The sequence below is a fragment of the Shewanella chilikensis genome (assembly GCF_002836945.1).
Classification (GTDB): domain Bacteria; phylum Pseudomonadota; class Gammaproteobacteria; order Enterobacterales; family Shewanellaceae; genus Shewanella; species Shewanella chilikensis.
This window is the reverse complement of record NZ_NIJM01000055.1, coordinates 1-16,867: the sequence shown is the minus strand read 5'-3', so window position 1 is coordinate 16,867 and position 16,867 is coordinate 1. Positions and strand designations below refer to the sequence as shown.

Below are 16,867 nucleotides of genomic sequence, written 5' to 3'. Positions count from 1 at the left end.
GATTAATCCTCCTTCGAACCGGCAAACAGACTGGCAACCGCATGGGCGCCGATACCCACCACAGTGGCACCGAGAATGACAGCGCCTATGGTATCGGCGGTAGCATCCAGGCCATGCAGCAGTTGTCTGCCAAGAGGTTTTTCAAAGTCAGCCATATCATCCCAGAAGTTGGGCTCGGAGCAGCCCATGCAGCCATGACCGGCCAGTACAGGCCAACTGGTATGGTGATTGAAGCGCTCGGTTGGGCAATTATTGTAGGTGTAAGGGCCCTTACAGCCTACCTTGTAGAGGCAGTAGCCTTCTTTGGCACCGGTATCGCCGAATTCCTCGACAAATTCACCGGCGTCGAAACGGCCGCGACGCTCACAATTGTCGTGCACCCTGGCACCATAGGCCCATTTGGGCCGGTTGAACATGTCCAGGGCAGGGAGCTTGCCGAACATGATGAAGTACATCAGGGTGCCGACAATATTCTTTTCACTCGGTGGGCAGCCACCCAGGTTGATGACTGTCTTGTTGACCACTTCATGGACACCCTTGGCACCGGTTGGGTTGGGCGCGGCGGCCTGAACCCCACCGAAGGCGGCGCAAGTACCCACGGAAATTATCGCGGCAGCGCCTTCGGCGGCATGCTTGACAATTTCGAGCCCTGTATGGCCCTTACAACCAACTGTTAAGAAGGCGCCATTATTGGCCGTTGGTACAGCCCCTTCAACCGCCAGCAGGTAGTTGCCTTTGTAGGCTTCCAGGGCGTGCTCCAGATTCTCTTCTGCTTGCCAGCCGGCGGCTGCCATCAGGGTCTCGTGGTATTCCAGTGAGATATGATCGAAGATCAACGAATCCAGATTCGGGGTATCGGCGCGCACCAGAGATTCGGAGCAACCTGTGCACTCGGCCAGGTGTAACCAGATCAGAGGTACCCGATCGGCCAGTTCAGCGGCTTCGGCCACCAGATTGGAGAAGGGCAAGGGCAGCGCCATCATGGCGGTAACCGAAGCACTCCACTTCATGAAATCACGGCGGGTCAGGCCGAGTTCCAGCATACGTTCCTGTAAAGATTTGTCATGACGGGCAGGCAGCTGGCGCAACTTCTCCAGCCGTTGCCGTCCTTGCTCGTAAAGGGCTGCATGTGTGTCCATGGTTGAACCTTTTATTTATAAGAATGTAATAGCTTTTAACTCACACAAATCACGCCTATGAGTGTAGGTCGCAACAGAATGATTAAAGTTGATATGCATCAAGATTTCTGCCGGGGTGTGATTTTTGGTAAGTTTACTTTTTAATTACATGATCGGGATCAAAATGGCACGGCAAGGGATTGGACAAATTGTCCAACTATCCCTTTTGGGGCATTTGAGATTTGTTATTTGCCAAACTTAAAATCCTTATCTATCCGTTTTATAGCTATTTTTTCAAAAATTGGAAATTGTGGGCTGCAAGTGAATCGAGAGGGTCCGACCTATGAGCGTCAAAAAATTGCTGCAACAGCCACTTGTGATACTTTTATTTGTTTTTTGTGGTGCAGGGCATGCTAAACCGCTACAGTCCCCATTGGCGCTGGCATTAAGCCGTGATGATGGTACTCAAGTCAGCCTCAATGACTACAAGGGTAAGGTGATTTATTTGGACTTCTGGGCCTCTTGGTGTGCGCCATGTCGCAAATCCTTCCCCTGGATGCAGCAGATGCATCACAAATACCGTGAGGCGGGTCTTGCCATAGTTGCGGTGAATCTGGACACTGACTCCCAATTGGGGAGAGAGTTTCTCCAGCAACTGGATGCCGACTTTGATGTGCTTTATGACCCTGAAGGACGACTGGCGCGCAGACTGGATTTACAGGGGATGCCCTCAAGTTTTCTATTTGATCGGGATGGAAAACTGCTTGGTAGCCATGTTGGTTTTTTCAGCGAGCGACAAAGCCAGTATGAGGCTGAACTCAAGCGTGCTTTAAAGGAGTAACAGATGCGTAGGATGCGTTTATTGGGCTTGTCGCTTATTGCCACTCTTGGATTGACAGGCTGTGCTCAACTCGGGGTTGAACCTTGGGAGCGGGATCAATTGGCGCGGGAGGATATGTCGCTGGGGCACGAAAGGTTGGACTTGGCGCTGGACGATCATATCTACTTCAGTAAAGAGGGAGCCAGTGGCGGCCGCGCATTCGCCGGAGGAGGCTGCGGATGCAATTGAAGCGGCAAAAGGGCGAAACCAATATTGCCGCAGCGCTGACATTGGCTGGCAGTTCCTTACTTGCCACTGGTGCGACTTATGCCGGAGACGATAACCTTAACTACCCGGATAATAGTGCCGAAAAGGCTACCGATTGGCAGTTGGAAGCTGCGTTGATGTTTTACGGCGAGCAGGACAGGGTGACAACTCTTGAAGGGGTTTTGCTGGCCAAAGGCGAATTTGATGACAGTAGCGGCCTGGATATCAAACTGGTGTTCGACAGCCTGAGCGGCGCATCGGCCACGGGCGCTGTGGTGCAGCAACAGAGCCAAACCCTGACCCGGCCTTCGGGCAACGGCGAATATCAGATAGCCGCCGGTGAGCAGGTGTTGGATGACAGCTTTGATGATAAGCGCCTGCAACTGAGTGCCGATTGGTACAAGCTCTTCGAAAATAGCTGGCAACTGACCGGCGGCGTTTATGGCTCGCGGGAATATGATTACACTTCGCTCGGCGTCAATGGCGCGCTGGAGCATAGCTTCAACAAGAACAACAGTACCGCGTCCCTGGCGTTGGCTTACGGCCTGGATACCATAGATCCGGTCGGCGGCCGACCTTTGCCGCTTGCAACCATGGCAAGAAGAGTGGACTACGACTCGGAAACCGCTTTTAGGCAAGCCTTTGAGGCCAGTAGAGAAGGCGGCTCGGATCATAAGCAAACCCTGGATCTGCTGCTGGGTTTTACCCAGGTACTCAACCGTCGCTGGCTGCTGCAGGGCAACTATGGTTTTTCCCTGGTTAAGGGGTACCAGACAGACCCCTACAAGGTGTTGAGTCTGGTGGACAATCTGGGTGTCACCCAGAGTTACCTTTATGAATCCAGGCCGGACTCACGGCAAAAGCAAAGCCTGTTTTTGCTGCTCAAGGGGGCGCTCGATAAGGGCGTGCTGGATCTTTCCTGGCGCTACACTTTTGATGATTGGCAGCTGGATTCCCATACGCTGGAGAGCCATTTCAGGCACTATTTTTCTGATGGCTTCTATGGCCAATTGCATCTGCGCTATTACCGCCAGAGTGCGGCATCCTTTTATCGGCCCTTGTTACACTATAAGGAAGGTTCAATGCCCGGCTATTTAGCAGAATTTGCCAGCGCGGACCAGCGCCTTGGTGAGCTGCAAGCCTATACGGTCGGAGTTAAGCTCGGGCATAAGCTCGGCGAGGGTCGTGAGCTCAGCTATCGCCTGGAATATTATCAACAGCAGGGTGAAAACAACGGCACCTTACTGCCCGGTGAGCTTGGCAATATGCAGCTGTTTCCAAGACTCAGGGCGGTGATTGCCCAGCTCAGCTACCGTTTTTAGTTAATAGAAAGTAGAGGAAAGCCGCCTTTGACCAAGAGCCACACCTCAGCGCCAGAGATGAGCCTTAGCCGTACCGACTTTGGTTTCCGTGGCCGTTTTCGCGCCATGGCCAGCCCCTGCGAGCTGCTTATTGCAAGCTGTGATGAGCGTTTGGCGCTCAGTCTCACTCAAGCCGCTATCAAGGAATGCCAAAGGCTTGAGCAGAAATACAGCCGCTTTTTAACGGGCAACTGGCTATGGCAGCTCAATCATTCAGCGGGTGCGCCTGTTATGCTGGACAGTGAGGCCGCGGCGCTGTTGCAGTTTGCCAAACGCTGCTGGCAACTGAGTGAGGGCTTATTTGATATCACCGCCGGCCCCTTGCTCGCGCTCTGGTGTTTTGAAAAGGGAAAGGATTCAGAAACTTCGTTGCCGAGCTCGACTGATATCAAAAAAGCCTTGTCCTGGGTTGGCTTTCAACACCTCAAGTTCAGTTCCCATTTTGATGACAGGGCTGAAGATACAAGCCCCCAAGAAATAACAGAACCGCCCTGGATCATGCTGCCAGAGGCAATGCAGTTGGACTTCGGCGGCCTGGTAAAAGAATATGCCGCCGATAGGGTTGCCGAGCTGTGCATGATCCGGGCCGCTGCCACTGAGGTGCTGGTCAATCTCGGTGGTGATATCGCTGTCAGTGGGAAAAAATGCTGGCAGGTGGGGATTGAAGATCCCGCCAATCTTGACCGAGCCGCGGAGCTGATGTCGCTCGATGTGGGCGCATTGGCCACCAGTGGCGACAGTCGCCGCTTTATCGAACATCAGGGGCGCCGCTTTGGTCATATTCTGGATCCTCGCAGCGGTTATCCTGTACAGGACGCGCCCCATAGCGTGACGGTTAAGGCCGCGAGCTGCATCACAGCCGGCATGTTGGCGACCCTTGCCATGTTAAAAGGCGCGGAGGCGGAAGACTTTCTCAAGGTGCAGCAGCTCGAACATAGAATAATCAGATAAGTGCATCAACAAGCAGTGATTCTGAACCCGGACGCTGTTCTTTTTAAGAATGTCGCCATTTGGACTTTTCCGGGCTACTTGATCCTTGCCTTCAACTTGACAGAGGCGCGCCGCTGCTGCGAAATAGGGGCAACCTAAACCGGATGTTATACCCATGAGAATATTGCTGATAGAAGACAATGAGTTGTTGGCTCAGGGAATCTTGCTTAGTCTTGCCAAGTTGGATATGCAGGTAGATCACGTCACCAGTATCAAACAAGCCGAGGCGGCAGTGGTTAATGAAACCTTCAGTGCCATAGTGCTGGATCTGGGCTTGCCTGACGGTAACGGCCGTCAATTATTGACCCAATGGCGCCGCCGCGGCATAGATACCCCGACTATAGTGCTGACCGCCAACACAGACTTTGATACCAAGCTTGCCTGCTTGGATCTCGGCGCCGATGATTATCTGGCCAAACCCTTTGATGTGCGCGAGCTGGTGGCCAGAATCAAGGCGATCGTCAGGCGCCAACACGGTCTGAATCAAAACCGTTTGGAAGTGGGAGCACTGGTTATTGATATGGATGCCCATCAGGTGTTGTTTCGCGGCCATCATATTCAGGTGTCGCGGCGCGAATATCAATTACTGCTAGAACTGGCTCAGTCCAGTGGCCGGGTGCTCAGCCGCAATCAGCTTGAGCAGCTGACTTATGGTTGGGACGAGGTCGGCAGTAATTCCATTGAGGTGCATATTCACCATTTACGTAAAAAAACCGCCAATGAGCTTATCAAGACAGTACGCGGCATAGGTTATACCTTGGTGGCAGTAGAATGAGCCGGATATCTTTGCGAGTGGTGATGATGGCATTGATGCTGCTTGGCATCTGTTTGTCGGTTGGTGTCAGCAGTTACCTCAACACCCAGGACTCTCGCCGCCAGATAGAAGAGCTGTTCGATGCTCAGATGCTGCAAAGTGCCAAGATGCTGGAGATGTTTTATGGCGCTCAGGGGCAAGAGCATCGGCTGGATATGTTGGAAAACCCACTGATTTTGAGCGTCAACCCGGGCAAGGTTAATACCTTTACCGAGCAGGCTGATGCCACTGAGCTGAGTTATGAGCTGAAACTCGCCTATCAGATGTGGACCCCGGCCAAACAACTGATGGCAAGGTCGGATAACAGCGACATTGAGCCCATGGCGCCATTCGAGCGTGGTTACCACAAGCGTTATTACCAGGGTGAGCTTTGGCATCTGCTCAGCTATTTCTCCGATGATCTGGGCGTATGGATCATTACCGGCCAAAGAGACGATGTGCGTGGCGAGCTGGTGGAGCAGATCATGGGCAACAGCTTTATCGGCCCGGCCTTGGTGGTGCCGGCAGTGGCGTTGCTGATGGTGTTTCTCTCCTATTGGTTGTTGCAACCTCTGGACAGTTTGGCCGTCAGGCTTAAGCACCGAAGCCCGGCGGATATGCGGCCGCTGGCGTTGCAACTACCCAAAGAGTTGGTGCCGGTGCAGGATGCGCTCAATACCTATATTACCCGCATCAGTGATAATCTGGCGCGTGAGCGGCGTTTCAGTGCCGATGCGGCGCATGAGCTCAAGACCCCGCTGGCGGTCATTAAACTGCATCGTCAGGGCTGGCAAGAGGCCAAGACAGAGGCCGAGCAGCAGCTGCACCTCAATGCCATAGACACAGGCATTGGCCAGATGACCCATATGGTAGAGCAGTTGCTCTTGCTGTCACGGGTTGAGTCCCTGTCCGAGCTGGAAGTGGCGCAAACGCCGGTGGCGGTAATGGTGCAGGAAGTGCTGGATCAACTGCTGCCGCTGATTGCCGATTACAGTTGGCAGCTGGAGTTGCCGGAAGAGGTGAGTGTCTGTGTCGATCCCTTCTATATGAAACTGGTGCTGAAAAACCTGCTGGAAAATGCCTGTAAGTATTCGGGCAAAGATCAGCCTATCAAAGTCAGTTGTTGGCAAGAGGGGCGCCAAGAGAGCAAACAAGTGGTTATCCAGGTGCTGGATTCAGGGCCTGGGCTGCCATTGGAGCAGTGTCGGCAGTTGACTGAGCGTTTTTTTCGGATCGCCGATGAGTCAGTTCCCGGTGCGGGTCTTGGCCTGTCTATCAGTGCTCAAATTGTCGATCTGCATAAGGGCTATTTGAGTATTCAACCGGGCCGCGAACGTGGTTTGGATGTGCGTATTACCTTGCCGGGCTGATTGTTAATCAAGCAAAAACAAGTGATAAGACGAGCAAAAAGAAAATGCCGCAGCCTTCCACGGGGCTGCGGCTCGCTTTTAAAGAAGGCAATTCTCAGAACAGATAACGGTAGATTAGCTGCGCCGTACGCGGTGCGCCCAGGGTGGGAATAGGGTACTCGGCTTTGTGCCCATGTTTGAAGATGGCGCTGGTGTTGTCCTCATCAAACAGGTTATCTATCCGCAGTGTTAACTGCTGGTTTTGGCTGGCGGTCAACCACCAGTCGGCGCCTATGCCTGTCAGCAGATAGTCGCCGGCCTTGAGGCCATAATCGGTAAACTCGCCGACATAACGTCCCTGCAGATAAAGATTCAGTGAATCAGTGGCATCCCAACTGAGGCGGGCAAAGCCCATGTATTGCGGGATCCGCTCTATCTGTTGATCTTTGCCGCGCTCGCGGGCACGGTTATAACTGCCGGATAACTCAAGTTGCCAGCCCTGGGCCGGGTTCATGATGTATTGAATATCCACCCCCTGACCCCGAACCTTGCCATCCAGGTTGGCGTACTGCCAGACATTGGTGGCGATTTCCCGTTTGTCCACCAGGTTGTCGGTTTCGCGCCAGTAGGCCTCGACACTGAAGGTAAAGTCACCTTGATAGACCAGTGTCAGATTGGTATTGATACTCTCTTCACTCTCAAGTTCAGGGTTGCCCAGGGTGCCGACCTTGGCCCAGAGCTCAGATGAAGTGGGTTGCCTAAAACCATTGCCCACGGCGGCTTTCAGTTGCCAATTTTGTCCAAGTTCTTGCTCAATTCCCAGTGAAGCCACCCATTTGTCTTCATTGTTGGCCAGGCGGTTATACCTGAGTCCCAACGCCAGCACTGTGCCGGGCAGGGCGGAAAAATGCGGCTTGTATTGCAAAAAGGCGGCCTTGGTATCGTCGGTGGGCGCTTGCAGCTCCATCACTTCATCGGCGCCATAATAGCTTTGCCACTCGATGCCGCCGAGCCAGCTGTCCCCCGAATCTGCCTGATAACGACCGCTGACCTTGGCGCCTTTGTCGGTAAAGCCCCAGTAGGCATCCCGGTAAGGGATAGTCATGCTGCCATCCTGCTCCAGGGTGATTTCAGAGTAATAGGAATCCCAGTTTTGATAGTGAAGCCGGGTCTCCAGGCTCAGCTTATCAGTTGCTTGATATTGCCAACCGAGCCAGGCCAGTGTCTGTTTGCGCTCGTTCTCCGAGACGATGGCACTGTAGGCCAGAGGCCGCTCCAGTACGCCATTATTGTATTGACCGAACAGGGTGATTTTGTGCTCTGCAGCGGGTTGCCAATTGAGCTTGCCGCCTATGTTCATCATGCGATAACCCCGGTCTTTATCCGCCGCGGCGACCGGCGAGTATTCGTCATCTTCCCAGAATGCATAACCGTCCGACTGACTGGAGCTACCGCTGAGGCTGTAGCTTAAAGTATCGCTGCCGCCACTGACATAAGCACCGAGATCATAGCTGGTGAGGGTATCGGCGCTTAAGTTAACTTCGCCACCTTGCTCGCCATGACTGTCGCGGGTGATGATGTTGACCACTCCGGCGATGGCATCCGAGCCGTAGATCAACCCCTGAGCGCCTTTGATCACCTCAATACGCTCTATCATCATGGGGTTGATGCTGTCGGTATAGGTGGAGCCATAGAGGCGGTTATTAAGGCGATTGCCGTCCAATAACCAGAGTATATCCACAGGACGACTGCCCTGAAGCGAGTAGTCGGTATCCGTATGGCGGCCATTACGGCCGTTGGCAAAGAGCCCGGGCACAAACTGGTTGAGAATTTCGTTGATGTCGACCGCACCGGCCGACACTATCATGTCGCGGCTGATGACCGTCAGACTCTGGCCTGTATGGCTTAGAGCCAACACAGAATCATCCTGATAGCGGGTGCCGTTGACGGCGATGATCTCCATGGCTTCATCGGCCTGGCCGGTAGGCACCAGCAGTATATAGGCGGCAATAGCGCAAAAGGGCAGCCAAGGCTGTGTCCGTTTTAAAGAGTAACTTCTACACATCTCAATCGTCCTTAAAAAGACTGTGTGATAATTCAGGCAACGGTTAATCGGGTTAACTTTGTGTTGCCGCGCATTCAAAAGGTGTGATTTGTATGAGTGCGCGGAGTTACATTGCTTATTAACAAGGTGATGATTATAGAAACTCAACCAAGTGATTTGTTGATGGAGATCAAACTCCCGACAAAGAGTATGAAAGATATTAGATTCGTAATACTGGTATAAACTTCGAATTATGCTGATTTTAGGTAAGGAGGCTTTAAGGCGATGACACTGAAGTACCTTGTTGCGGCTAAAAACCAAGCGAACGAATGAGAATGCACGATAAAAGATTGACCCTGTCTATCGACTTCTCTATAGTAGCGCCCGGTTGAGACTCAAGAGTCCAACTACGGTGAGGTGTCCGAGTGGCTGAAGGAGCACGCCTGGAAAGTGTGTATACGGCAACGTATCGAGGGTTCGAATCCCTCCTTCACCGCCAGATTAAAAAAACCCGACCTTATGGTCGGGTTTTTGCTTTTCTAAGCATATTCATTTTGAATGATGGTGATCGAAATAGCCAGCTCTGCCAGCCTTTTGCGCCTCGGGAGGGGATAAAGGCCGGTACAAAATAGGCAACGTCTATGATTAAACCTAAGCACGATGCCAAGACAGGTTTGTTCAGCATATTTTGAACATTATCTAATCAAAGAACACTCTTTCCCGGTAATCATCACACCAACCGGCCTGCTTTGTTTTGTTTCGCTGCCTCGGTGCTCCGTAATCACATTGTCGCAGGAGGTTCATGAAAAAGTGACGGAACAGGGTGATGCTTTCCACCGTGCCTTCAAGCGCGATGCGTGAGTCATCTTCTTGACTTGTCTATGACATTGACCGATAACCTGCGATACAAGATCTGATCATGAAGTGCTAAAAAGGTTCCGCTGATTTAGGTAACAACGCCGCGCGGAACTCATCGTGGAGCGCTAGACGAGAGCCTCCAACAGAGATTTCGAATGTATTAGCGCAGACCAACCTCATTATTGAATTGTACTCTTGCAACAACGAGGCGGACCATAGCTTTTTATGTTTATTGAAAACCTGAAAATTTAATTTTGGTACTAATCAGTTGCGGCTCTTACTCAGAATTGGCATAGCGTAGAGCAGTAGCGCCAACAGGTAGGTGGCAAAAGCAACTATCATCCATTGCGACATAGTGATGCCGATAAAGCTCCAGGGAATGTCGGTGCACATGCCTGTTGGCATAAATACCGAAGGCAGCCATTCATGCAGTGGCATCCAGGAAGGGAAGTCCGGCAGAAATGAGCAAGTGGAAAAGGGTGAGGGGTTTTGCTGCATATCATTGAGTTCAATGGCTAACCTCAGCCCCCAACTGGCGCTAAATCCCCATAGCGAGGCGGCAAGCAGTCGTACGGTACGTATTCCTGGCGCCAGAAAACCTATAATGCCGGCCAGCAGTAAACCCAATACAGCCAGGCGCTGGTAGATGCACATGACACAGGGCTCGAGTTGCATTACGTGCTGAAAGTACAGTGCAGCAAGCTCCAGAGACAGGGCGCTGAGCGCCAGAACTCCCCAAGCCATGCGGGAGTGGGCGAAACGTATCATTGCAGTCAAATCTATTCTCCATTGATGACCCATCAGTCCGGGGTGAGGCGGGATAATTCCTCAGATGGATGCCAAACCCATAAAAAAACGCCCGTTAAGGGGCGTTTTTTGGACTCTACTGAAACCTAAAGGTTCAGTCAATAATAGACTAATGACCTACAGCAGCACCTTTACCCAGCACTTCCTGAGCACTGTGGTGAAGTATCATGCCAGAGTCGTAGAAGTATTGGGTCATCTGCTCCAGGAAGCCTAACTCAATGGTCAGTACACCAACAATCGACAGTACGATAGTGTATGGCAGTGCCATCCAAACCATACGGCCGTATGAGAGACGGATGAGCGGAGCCAGAGCGGAGGTCAGCAGGAACAGGAAGGCCGCCTGACCGTTAGGGGTAGCTACAGAAGGCAGGTTAGTCCCTGTGTTGATGGCAACGGCAAGCAGGTCAAACTGATCGCGGGTGATCTGGCCATCAATCAGCGCAGCTTTCACCTCGTTGATATAGACTGTACCCACAAACACGTTATCGCTGACCATGGACAACAAGCCGTTGGCCACATAGAAGATAACCAACTGCATATTGCCTTCAAAGCCAAGAGCCCACTGGATGACAGGAGCAAACAGGCCTTGATCGATAATTACACCTACTACGGCAAAGAATACCGCCAGCAGTGCGGTAAATGGCAGGGCTTCTTCAAAGGCCTTACCCAGGGCGTGTTCATCGGTAATACCGTTGAAGGCTGTGGTCAGAATTATCACTGACAGACCGATGAGACCAACAGATGCCAGGTGGAACGCCAAGCCGACAATCAGCCAAATACCAACCAGAGCTTGAATAACCAGCTTCATCTTATCTTTGCTGGTTCTGTGGGCATCTTCGTGGGCTGCAAATTCCACTAGAATTTTGTGCACAGCTTCAGGCAGTTGGGCGCCATAACCACAGATGCGGAATTTTTCTACCAGCATACAGGTAATGATACCGGCAAAGAATACTGGCACAGTCACAGGCGACATCCGCAGGGCGAATTCGGAGAACTGCCAGTTGGCCTGAGCGGCAATGATCAGGTTTTGTGGCTCACCCACCATGGTGCACACGCCACCGAGGGCAGTACCAACCCCAGCATGCATCAAGAGGTTACGCAGGAAACCACGAAAGGCTTCAAGTTCCTGGGCATTGAGTTGTTCACTACCATCCGAGGTGTGGTCATGATCGGCGCTGAAGTCTTTACCGGACGCTACTTTATGGTAAATGGAGTAGAAGCCTATCGCCACGGCAATGATCACTGCGATAACTGTCAAGGCATCGAGGAATGCTGACAGGAAGGCTGAGGCGACACAGAACATCAAGGATACAATCATTTTGGAACGTACCTTGGTGATCATCTTGGTAAATACATAAAGCAGCAACTGCTTCATAAAGTAGATACCGGCCACCATAAATACCAACAATAATAATACTTCGAGGTTGGCCTCAATCTCGTGCAACACTTGGCTGGGGCTTGTCATGCCGATAAACACGGCCTCAATCGCCAATAAACCGCCTGGTTGCAGAGGATAGCACTTGAGTGCCATGGCCAGAGTGAAGATAAACTGCACGACCAAAAACCAGCCTGCAACAAAGGGATTGATACTGAAGAGTATCGGGTTGATGATAAGAAAAATCAGTATCGCAAGCTTGTACCACTTGGGTGAGTTACCCAAGAAGTTACTCATAAAAGCCTGAATCGGTGTAGCAGGCATGTCTTCCTCTCTAATCTGTTATAAGTGGTTGTAACGTCATTGTTTGACGAACGGTAAAATTTGCGTAGTTCAGTCTAGCCTAAAGATAAACTCAATGTAATGATTAGGGTATACAGGGATTTCAAAAAGCGGATCTCGAGCGCAAAATTCAGTGACTGCTGATTTGAACTTGGTCACTTTTATAGCAATTATTGAGAACTCTACAGGGCTGGATTTCCCATCTGTGATCTGATGGTTTTCATTTTTCGTCGCTCTGGTATGATCTGTGGCCAGAATAATGCTAACAATCGGAAAACCGGGCTGATGATAATCAATGCCAAAGGACCTGCAAGTTTTGCAGAGAAATATATAGTGCGTTCAATTTGGGAAAATAAGTTTCCCCCCGGCTCCATACTTCCTGCGGAGCGGGAATTATCAGAGCTTATTGGCGTTACCCGCACTACTTTAAGAGAAGTGTTACAGCGTTTGGCCCGCGATGGTTGGTTGACTATTCAGCATGGCAAACCGACTCGAGTGAATAATTTCTGGGAAACCTCAGGACTTAACATCTTGGAGACTATTGCTGACCTCAACCCGGAAGGTTTTCCTGTACTGGTTGATCAGCTCTTGTCCGCCAGAACCAATGTCAGTGCCATCTATTTTCGTGGAGCGCTGCGACATAACCCGGATACTGCGGTCGAGGCACTGTCTAAAATCCATGATCTGGAAGATGAAGCAGAGGCTTATGCCGAGTTTGACTACCAGTTGCATCACACCCTGGCGTTTTCATCTGGGAACCCTCTGTATGTGCTTATCCTAAACGGATTCAAAGGGTTATATGCTAGAGTCGGACGCTACTATTTCAGCAGCTCAGAGGCTCGGGCCTTGGCATTGGCTTTCTATCAAAAACTTGAAATCCTGGCCAAGGACAAAAATTATGCCCAAGTGCCGGCCTTGATGCGATCTTATGGTATTGACAGTGGCATCATGTGGCAAAAATTACGTGATGCTATGCCGTTGGAAATGGCTCAGGATAACCAATAAATATTTAAGGAAAGTGCGAATAAGTCCCATGTGCGCACTGCTTACAGGGTTGGATGCAAGGTGTGGTTCGCTGTAAATGGTCGAGCCCTTTACCCTAAGTTTGGTGCCTGTAAACACTTGCTATGTCACTTGCCTGGTGTGATAAGCGGCAGTTAGGTTCATCGCGGATATCCGGGAACGCCGCTCTGACTTTCAGTAAGAAGTATTCGGTATCCCGGTTGTCATAAGCTCATTGCTTCAGCAGTTTGATTTTGTTGTTTATCTCTTCCAGTCGGCAGGTAAGCAACGGATGAACCGCTGAAGCAACTGTGTTATGCAGATAGTTTTTAATACGCTGGTTAAATTAGAGCAAAGGCCTGATACTGCTCTTTTTGACTTATTGCCAGCTGAAGGGCCATTGAGCTATGGCTTCAGCTTTATCTGTGCAGTACCACATTTCCTTGAGTTGCTCCCTGAGCAGGTAAAGCGTCATTAGGTTTTTGTTTGGTGACTAAACAATCACTCTCCAACCGTCTTCATTTCCAGTCCACACTAATCTGTGATGAACAAAATTTAAGCTTGGTTTAAGTCTTTGAGATCGGCACTGAAAGGGCGGTGATTTTTTTTAATCAGGATCTCAATAGTTTAAAATTTCTTCGTTATAATTGACGATTTTTTGATTGATCTCGGCGTTGAAAAGTTCTATTCATAGCAAGTGAAGCTGATGCTTCTATGTAAAATAGTACAGAGGACGCTTGCATGAAGAGACAAAAACGAGATCGTTTAGACCGAGCCTTTTCGAAGGGATTCCAAGCCGGTGTCGGCGGCCGCTCCAAGGAGCTTTGTCCTTATTCGAATCTTGATTCTCGCTCCCAGTGGCTAGGAGGTTGGCGCGAAGGGGTAGAAGGCCGGATAAGCGGCCTGTTCAATAAGTAATTCAGCAAGATTGCCCTCCCCGAAGAGGGCATTTTTTATGCTTCTCTGAAACAACAAGGTCGGCAATTGCCGACCTTGTTGTTTGAATTCTTTGCTTTAGAAGGTGGAAGTATCGCTGAACACACCTACTTTCAGATCCGTGGCCGAGTAGATCTCGCGGCCATCTACTTCCAAAGTTGCATCGGCAATGCCCATCACCAGCTTACGGTGTATGGTGCGCTTGATATTCAGTCTATAGGTTACCTTCTTGGCGCCGGGCAGCACCTGACCGGTAAATTTAACCTCACCAACCCCCAGCGCGCGGCCTTTACCGACAGCACCTTCCCAGGCCAGGAAAAAGCCAACCAGTTGCCACATAGCATCCAGTCCCAGGCAACCAGGCATAACAGGATCATCAACAAAGTGACAGCCAAAGAACCAGAGATCCGGGTTGATATCCAGCTCTGCAACAATTTCACCTTTACCGAAGGTGCCGCCGTTATCGTTGATGGTGACAACTCGGTCAATCATCAACATATTATCCACGGGGAGGCGAGGGGAATTCTTGCCAAATATCTCACCATGGCCACAGGCGATAAGTTCTTCTTTGTTGAAACTGTTTGCTTTAGTCATTGTTGTTACCACATCCTTCTTCAAGTGCCGCCAAGATTAGCGAACAGGTGTAAGCTAAACAACTCCGATCAGCTAGTTATTGATTAAAAAATGGCAATCTTGCCAGTAACCTCGCAAAATAGCCTGGTTCTTCATCAAGATTTCCTGCCAATCTGTCCAGTCGTTGTTGTACCATGCCGTAGAGAGTGTCCTCTGGGAAGTTGTTATCCTCGTCGGCTTCCCCGGCTTTTATCCCCATCAGCAGAGTGACGGCTTGGTCTACATGAGTGATTTCATAGAGCTGGAATAATCCTTGTTCTACTGCTGCTATAACATCGGGTGCCAGGTTGAGTTGCTGCACATTGGACTTGGGCATAATCACTCCCTGGCTGCCGGTCAGGCCGCGCCTGGCGCAGAGTTTGAAGAAGCCCTCAATCTTCTCATTGACGCCACCAATCGCCTGTACATTGCCAAACTGATCCAGTGCGCCGGTCACCGCCAGCCCTTGATCTATCGGCTGTTCGGTTATTGCCGAGATCAGGCTGCAGTATTCGGCGAGAGAGGCGCTGTCACCATCAATTTCCTGATAGGATTGCTCAAATACGATATTGGCATTGAGGTGCAAGGGTGCATCGCGGCCAAATACCCGATAGAGACAGGCGGACAGGATCATCATTCCCTTGGCGTGGATATTACCCGCCAACTCTGATTTCCGTTCAATATCGGCGACTTCACCATCGCCATAGTGCACTGACGCCGTGATCCTGGCCGGTTCGCCATAGCAATAATCCAAGGTCTCTATTACAGTCAGGCCGTTAATTTGCCCCACCATAGCGCCTTCAGTTGGCAAATAGATGAAGGCGTCATCAAGATTTTGTGCCGACTGCTGCTCTTGGGCGTTGTGTCGTTGTTGGCGTTGTGCCAAGGCATGTTCAATGGCGTTGGCATCCAGCGCTTGTCCTTTGCTGTAAAAAGTAGCTTCAGCGAACACTTGTGCCAAATCTGCGCTGGCGAGGCTCAAGCGATGTTGATGCTCTGTCAGGCGACTACTGTATCTGAGCAGCGGCAGTAAGGCCGACTCCGTCAACTGACAATGGCTGAGTTTTGCCAGCTCTGCCAACCAAGCAACGTAGTCATTGATAGCAACTTTTTGCAGGTCTACTTCAAATACCAGTTCGCCAAGCAGGGCAAATAACTCGCTGAATCTGCGTTCGTGGTACCTGAGTTCGCTGTAGAGCAGACTCGAGCCCACTAATACGACTTTGGCTTGCAGTGGTTGCCATTGCCCTTGAAGCTCGAAACCACCTTTTTCAATGGCATCCAATAATAGCTCCCATAAAGGCTCACGTTTCCACAGGGATTCGGCGCAGATAAAGAGTAAGCCTGGCGTTGTGAGGGCACCCGGTTGCCTTTGTTGCTGACTATCCTGATGGCCGAGTAGCTGTGCCCGGGTAATGCGACCGCTCAAGTATTGCATCGGCATCTTGCTCTGGGCGCTCAGGGCTTTAAATAGCCAAGTGCGGTGGATACCCTGGAAATCTGCCAGGAAGAGCTGTTGACCTGATAAGGCTTGCAGCAGACCAAAGGCCTCTATGACTCTTTCCTGTCCAAGTAATAGATCTGTCAGTTGGCTCGATGTGGGAAGCTGCAGATTGGAGTATTGAGGGGTAAGGGCCCCGGCCGGGATCAAGCTAGGCTTCATTGTGGCTCAAAGTCATTTAAAGATAAGCTGATTTTACCACAGGGGCGGCGGAGCGGCATGGTAAATCTCCATTCTGCAGCAGCTTTTATTGTTCGCTCTGAGCGTTGTTTGAATCCTTAGGATGGCTGAGATTTAGACATATGAACATATTTTTAGAAATAAGGGTTTACAACGGCTTAGTGAGCTTATAATATTTGCGCCGTTCCGGAGGGGTGGCAGAGTGGTTGAATGCACCGGTCTTGAAAACCGGCATGGGTTTATAGCCCATCCAGGGTTCAAATCCCTGCTCCTCCGCCATATTCAGAGAAGCCCGCTTGTGTAAACAGGCGGGCTTTTTCGCATCTCAGTTTTGATGATAGCGATTAGCCTGGTATAGCCTGGTATAGGCGGTTAGCGGATTGCTGGGTTTATAGCGCCGTCATGCAGGGTTCAAATCCCTGCTCCTTTGCCATATTCAGAGAAGCCCGCTTGTGTAAACAGGCGGGCTTTTTCGCATCTCAGTTTTGATGATAGCGATTAGCCTGGTATAG

General features: G+C 50.9%; 14 protein-coding genes and 2 tRNA genes. 10 read left to right on the top strand and 6 right to left on the bottom strand.

Annotated features, from left to right (window positions below; all coding sequences use genetic code 11):
- Window positions 1-2 precede the first annotated feature (2 nt).
- Entirely contained in the window at window positions 3-1,139 is a 1,137-nt protein-coding gene (gene hyaA, locus CX651_RS16605) for a nickel-dependent hydrogenase small subunit (RefSeq protein ID WP_101056968.1), read from the bottom strand.
- Window positions 1,140-1,461: 322 nt separating this feature from the next.
- Between hyaA and CX651_RS16600 the strand changes: the two genes are divergently transcribed.
- The 6 genes from CX651_RS16600 to CX651_RS16575 all read left to right on the top strand — a co-directional run bounded on the left by CX651_RS16600 (window position 1,462) and on the right by CX651_RS16575 (window position 6,719).
- Window positions 1,462-1,959 carry a TlpA family protein disulfide reductase gene (locus CX651_RS16600; protein WP_101056966.1) on the top strand — a complete coding sequence of 166 codons (498 nt, stop codon included), beginning with the start codon at window positions 1,462-1,464 and terminating at the stop codon, window positions 1,957-1,959.
- A 3-nt stretch (window positions 1,960-1,962) separates the two neighbouring features.
- Window positions 1,963-2,187, top strand: a complete 225-nt coding sequence (locus CX651_RS16595; RefSeq protein ID WP_101056964.1) for a DUF4266 domain-containing protein — start codon at window positions 1,963-1,965, stop codon at window positions 2,185-2,187.
- On the top strand, window positions 2,178-3,527 hold the full coding sequence (locus CX651_RS16590; RefSeq protein WP_101056962.1) for a DUF3570 domain-containing protein: 1,350 nt from the start codon (window positions 2,178-2,180) through the stop codon (window positions 3,525-3,527). The genes CX651_RS16595 and CX651_RS16590 overlap by 10 nt, the downstream gene beginning before the upstream one ends.
- Before the next feature lie 57 nt (window positions 3,528-3,584).
- Window positions 3,585-4,517 carry an FAD:protein FMN transferase gene (locus tag CX651_RS16585; RefSeq protein WP_229839810.1) on the top strand — a complete coding sequence of 311 codons (933 nt, stop codon included), beginning with the start codon at window positions 3,585-3,587 and terminating at the stop codon, window positions 4,515-4,517.
- Between the two features lie 154 nt (window positions 4,518-4,671).
- Window positions 4,672-5,331 (top strand): response regulator, encoded by a 660-nt coding sequence (locus tag CX651_RS16580; protein ID WP_039035905.1) that lies wholly within the window; start codon window positions 4,672-4,674, stop codon window positions 5,329-5,331.
- Window positions 5,328-6,719, top strand: coding sequence for an ATP-binding protein (locus tag CX651_RS16575; protein ID WP_101056960.1), 1,392 nt, complete (start codon window positions 5,328-5,330; stop codon window positions 6,717-6,719). The genes CX651_RS16580 and CX651_RS16575 overlap by 4 nt, the downstream gene beginning before the upstream one ends.
- A 94-nt stretch (window positions 6,720-6,813) precedes the next feature.
- On the opposite strand, the gene CX651_RS16570 is transcribed toward CX651_RS16575, so the two are convergent.
- A complete protein-coding gene (locus tag CX651_RS16570; RefSeq protein ID WP_101056958.1) occupies window positions 6,814-8,763 on the bottom strand; it encodes a TonB-dependent receptor plug domain-containing protein in 1,950 nt (649 codons plus the stop codon).
- 390 nt (window positions 8,764-9,153) lie between these two features.
- Between CX651_RS16570 and CX651_RS16565 the strand changes: the two genes are divergently transcribed.
- Window positions 9,154-9,241: transfer RNA gene (locus CX651_RS16565), tRNA-Ser, on the top strand.
- A gap of 623 nt (window positions 9,242-9,864) precedes the next feature.
- Here the strand turns inward: CX651_RS16565 and dsbB are convergent.
- Both dsbB and nhaB read right to left on the bottom strand, forming a co-directional pair.
- On the bottom strand, window positions 9,865-10,377 hold the full coding sequence (gene dsbB / locus CX651_RS16560; RefSeq protein WP_101056956.1) for a disulfide bond formation protein DsbB: 513 nt from the start codon (window positions 10,375-10,377) through the stop codon (window positions 9,865-9,867).
- A 139-nt stretch (window positions 10,378-10,516) separates the two neighbouring features.
- Entirely contained in the window at window positions 10,517-12,106 is a 1,590-nt protein-coding gene (gene nhaB, locus CX651_RS16555; protein ID WP_101056954.1) for a sodium/proton antiporter NhaB, read from the bottom strand.
- A 303-nt stretch (window positions 12,107-12,409) separates the two neighbouring features.
- Here nhaB and fadR point away from each other — a divergent pair, with 303 nt between their 5' ends.
- A complete protein-coding gene (gene fadR / locus CX651_RS16550; protein ID WP_101056982.1) occupies window positions 12,410-13,129 on the top strand; it encodes a fatty acid metabolism transcriptional regulator FadR in 720 nt (239 codons plus the stop codon).
- Window positions 13,130-13,867: 738 nt separating this feature from the next.
- Window positions 13,868-14,044, top strand: a complete 177-nt coding sequence (gene rmf / locus CX651_RS16545; RefSeq protein WP_101056952.1) for a ribosome modulation factor — start codon at window positions 13,868-13,870, stop codon at window positions 14,042-14,044.
- Between the two features lie 96 nt (window positions 14,045-14,140).
- On the opposite strand, the gene fabA is transcribed toward rmf, so the two are convergent.
- Entirely contained in the window at window positions 14,141-14,656 is a 516-nt protein-coding gene (gene fabA, locus CX651_RS16540; RefSeq protein ID WP_101056949.1) for a bifunctional 3-hydroxydecanoyl-ACP dehydratase/trans-2-decenoyl-ACP isomerase, read from the bottom strand.
- A 76-nt stretch (window positions 14,657-14,732) separates the two neighbouring features.
- Window positions 14,733-16,337 (bottom strand): Lon-insertion domain-containing protein, encoded by a 1,605-nt coding sequence (locus tag CX651_RS16535; RefSeq protein WP_101056947.1) that lies wholly within the window; start codon window positions 16,335-16,337, stop codon window positions 14,733-14,735.
- A 206-nt stretch (window positions 16,338-16,543) separates the two neighbouring features.
- On the opposite strand from CX651_RS16535, the gene CX651_RS16530 reads away from it, so the two are divergent.
- Window positions 16,544-16,634: transfer RNA gene (locus CX651_RS16530), tRNA-Ser, on the top strand.
- Window positions 16,635-16,867 lie beyond the last annotated feature (233 nt).

Bases quoted from the DNA above. Each gene is read 5' to 3' on its own strand.
- hyaA (WP_101056968.1), bottom strand. From the start codon at position 1,139: ATGGACACACATGCAGCCCTTTACGAGCAAGGACGGCAACGGCTGGAG.
- CX651_RS16600 (WP_101056966.1), top strand. From the start codon at position 1,462: ATGAGCGTCAAAAAATTGCTGCAACAGCCACTTGTGATACTTTTATTT.
- CX651_RS16595 (WP_101056964.1), top strand. From the start codon at position 1,963: ATGCGTAGGATGCGTTTATTGGGCTTGTCGCTTATTGCCACTCTTGGA.
- CX651_RS16590 (WP_101056962.1), top strand. From the start codon at position 2,178: ATGCAATTGAAGCGGCAAAAGGGCGAAACCAATATTGCCGCAGCGCTG.
- CX651_RS16585 (WP_229839810.1), top strand. From the start codon at position 3,585: ATGAGCCTTAGCCGTACCGACTTTGGTTTCCGTGGCCGTTTTCGCGCC.
- CX651_RS16580 (WP_039035905.1), top strand. From the start codon at position 4,672: ATGAGAATATTGCTGATAGAAGACAATGAGTTGTTGGCTCAGGGAATC.
- CX651_RS16575 (WP_101056960.1), top strand. From the start codon at position 5,328: ATGAGCCGGATATCTTTGCGAGTGGTGATGATGGCATTGATGCTGCTT.
- CX651_RS16570 (WP_101056958.1), bottom strand. From the start codon at position 8,763: ATGTGTAGAAGTTACTCTTTAAAACGGACACAGCCTTGGCTGCCCTTT.
- nhaB (WP_101056954.1), bottom strand. From the start codon at position 12,106: ATGCCTGCTACACCGATTCAGGCTTTTATGAGTAACTTCTTGGGTAAC.
- fadR (WP_101056982.1), top strand. From the start codon at position 12,410: ATGATAATCAATGCCAAAGGACCTGCAAGTTTTGCAGAGAAATATATA.
- rmf (WP_101056952.1), top strand. From the start codon at position 13,868: ATGAAGAGACAAAAACGAGATCGTTTAGACCGAGCCTTTTCGAAGGGA.
- fabA (WP_101056949.1), bottom strand. From the start codon at position 14,656: ATGACTAAAGCAAACAGTTTCAACAAAGAAGAACTTATCGCCTGTGGC.
- CX651_RS16535 (WP_101056947.1), bottom strand. From the start codon at position 16,337: ATGAAGCCTAGCTTGATCCCGGCCGGGGCCCTTACCCCTCAATACTCC.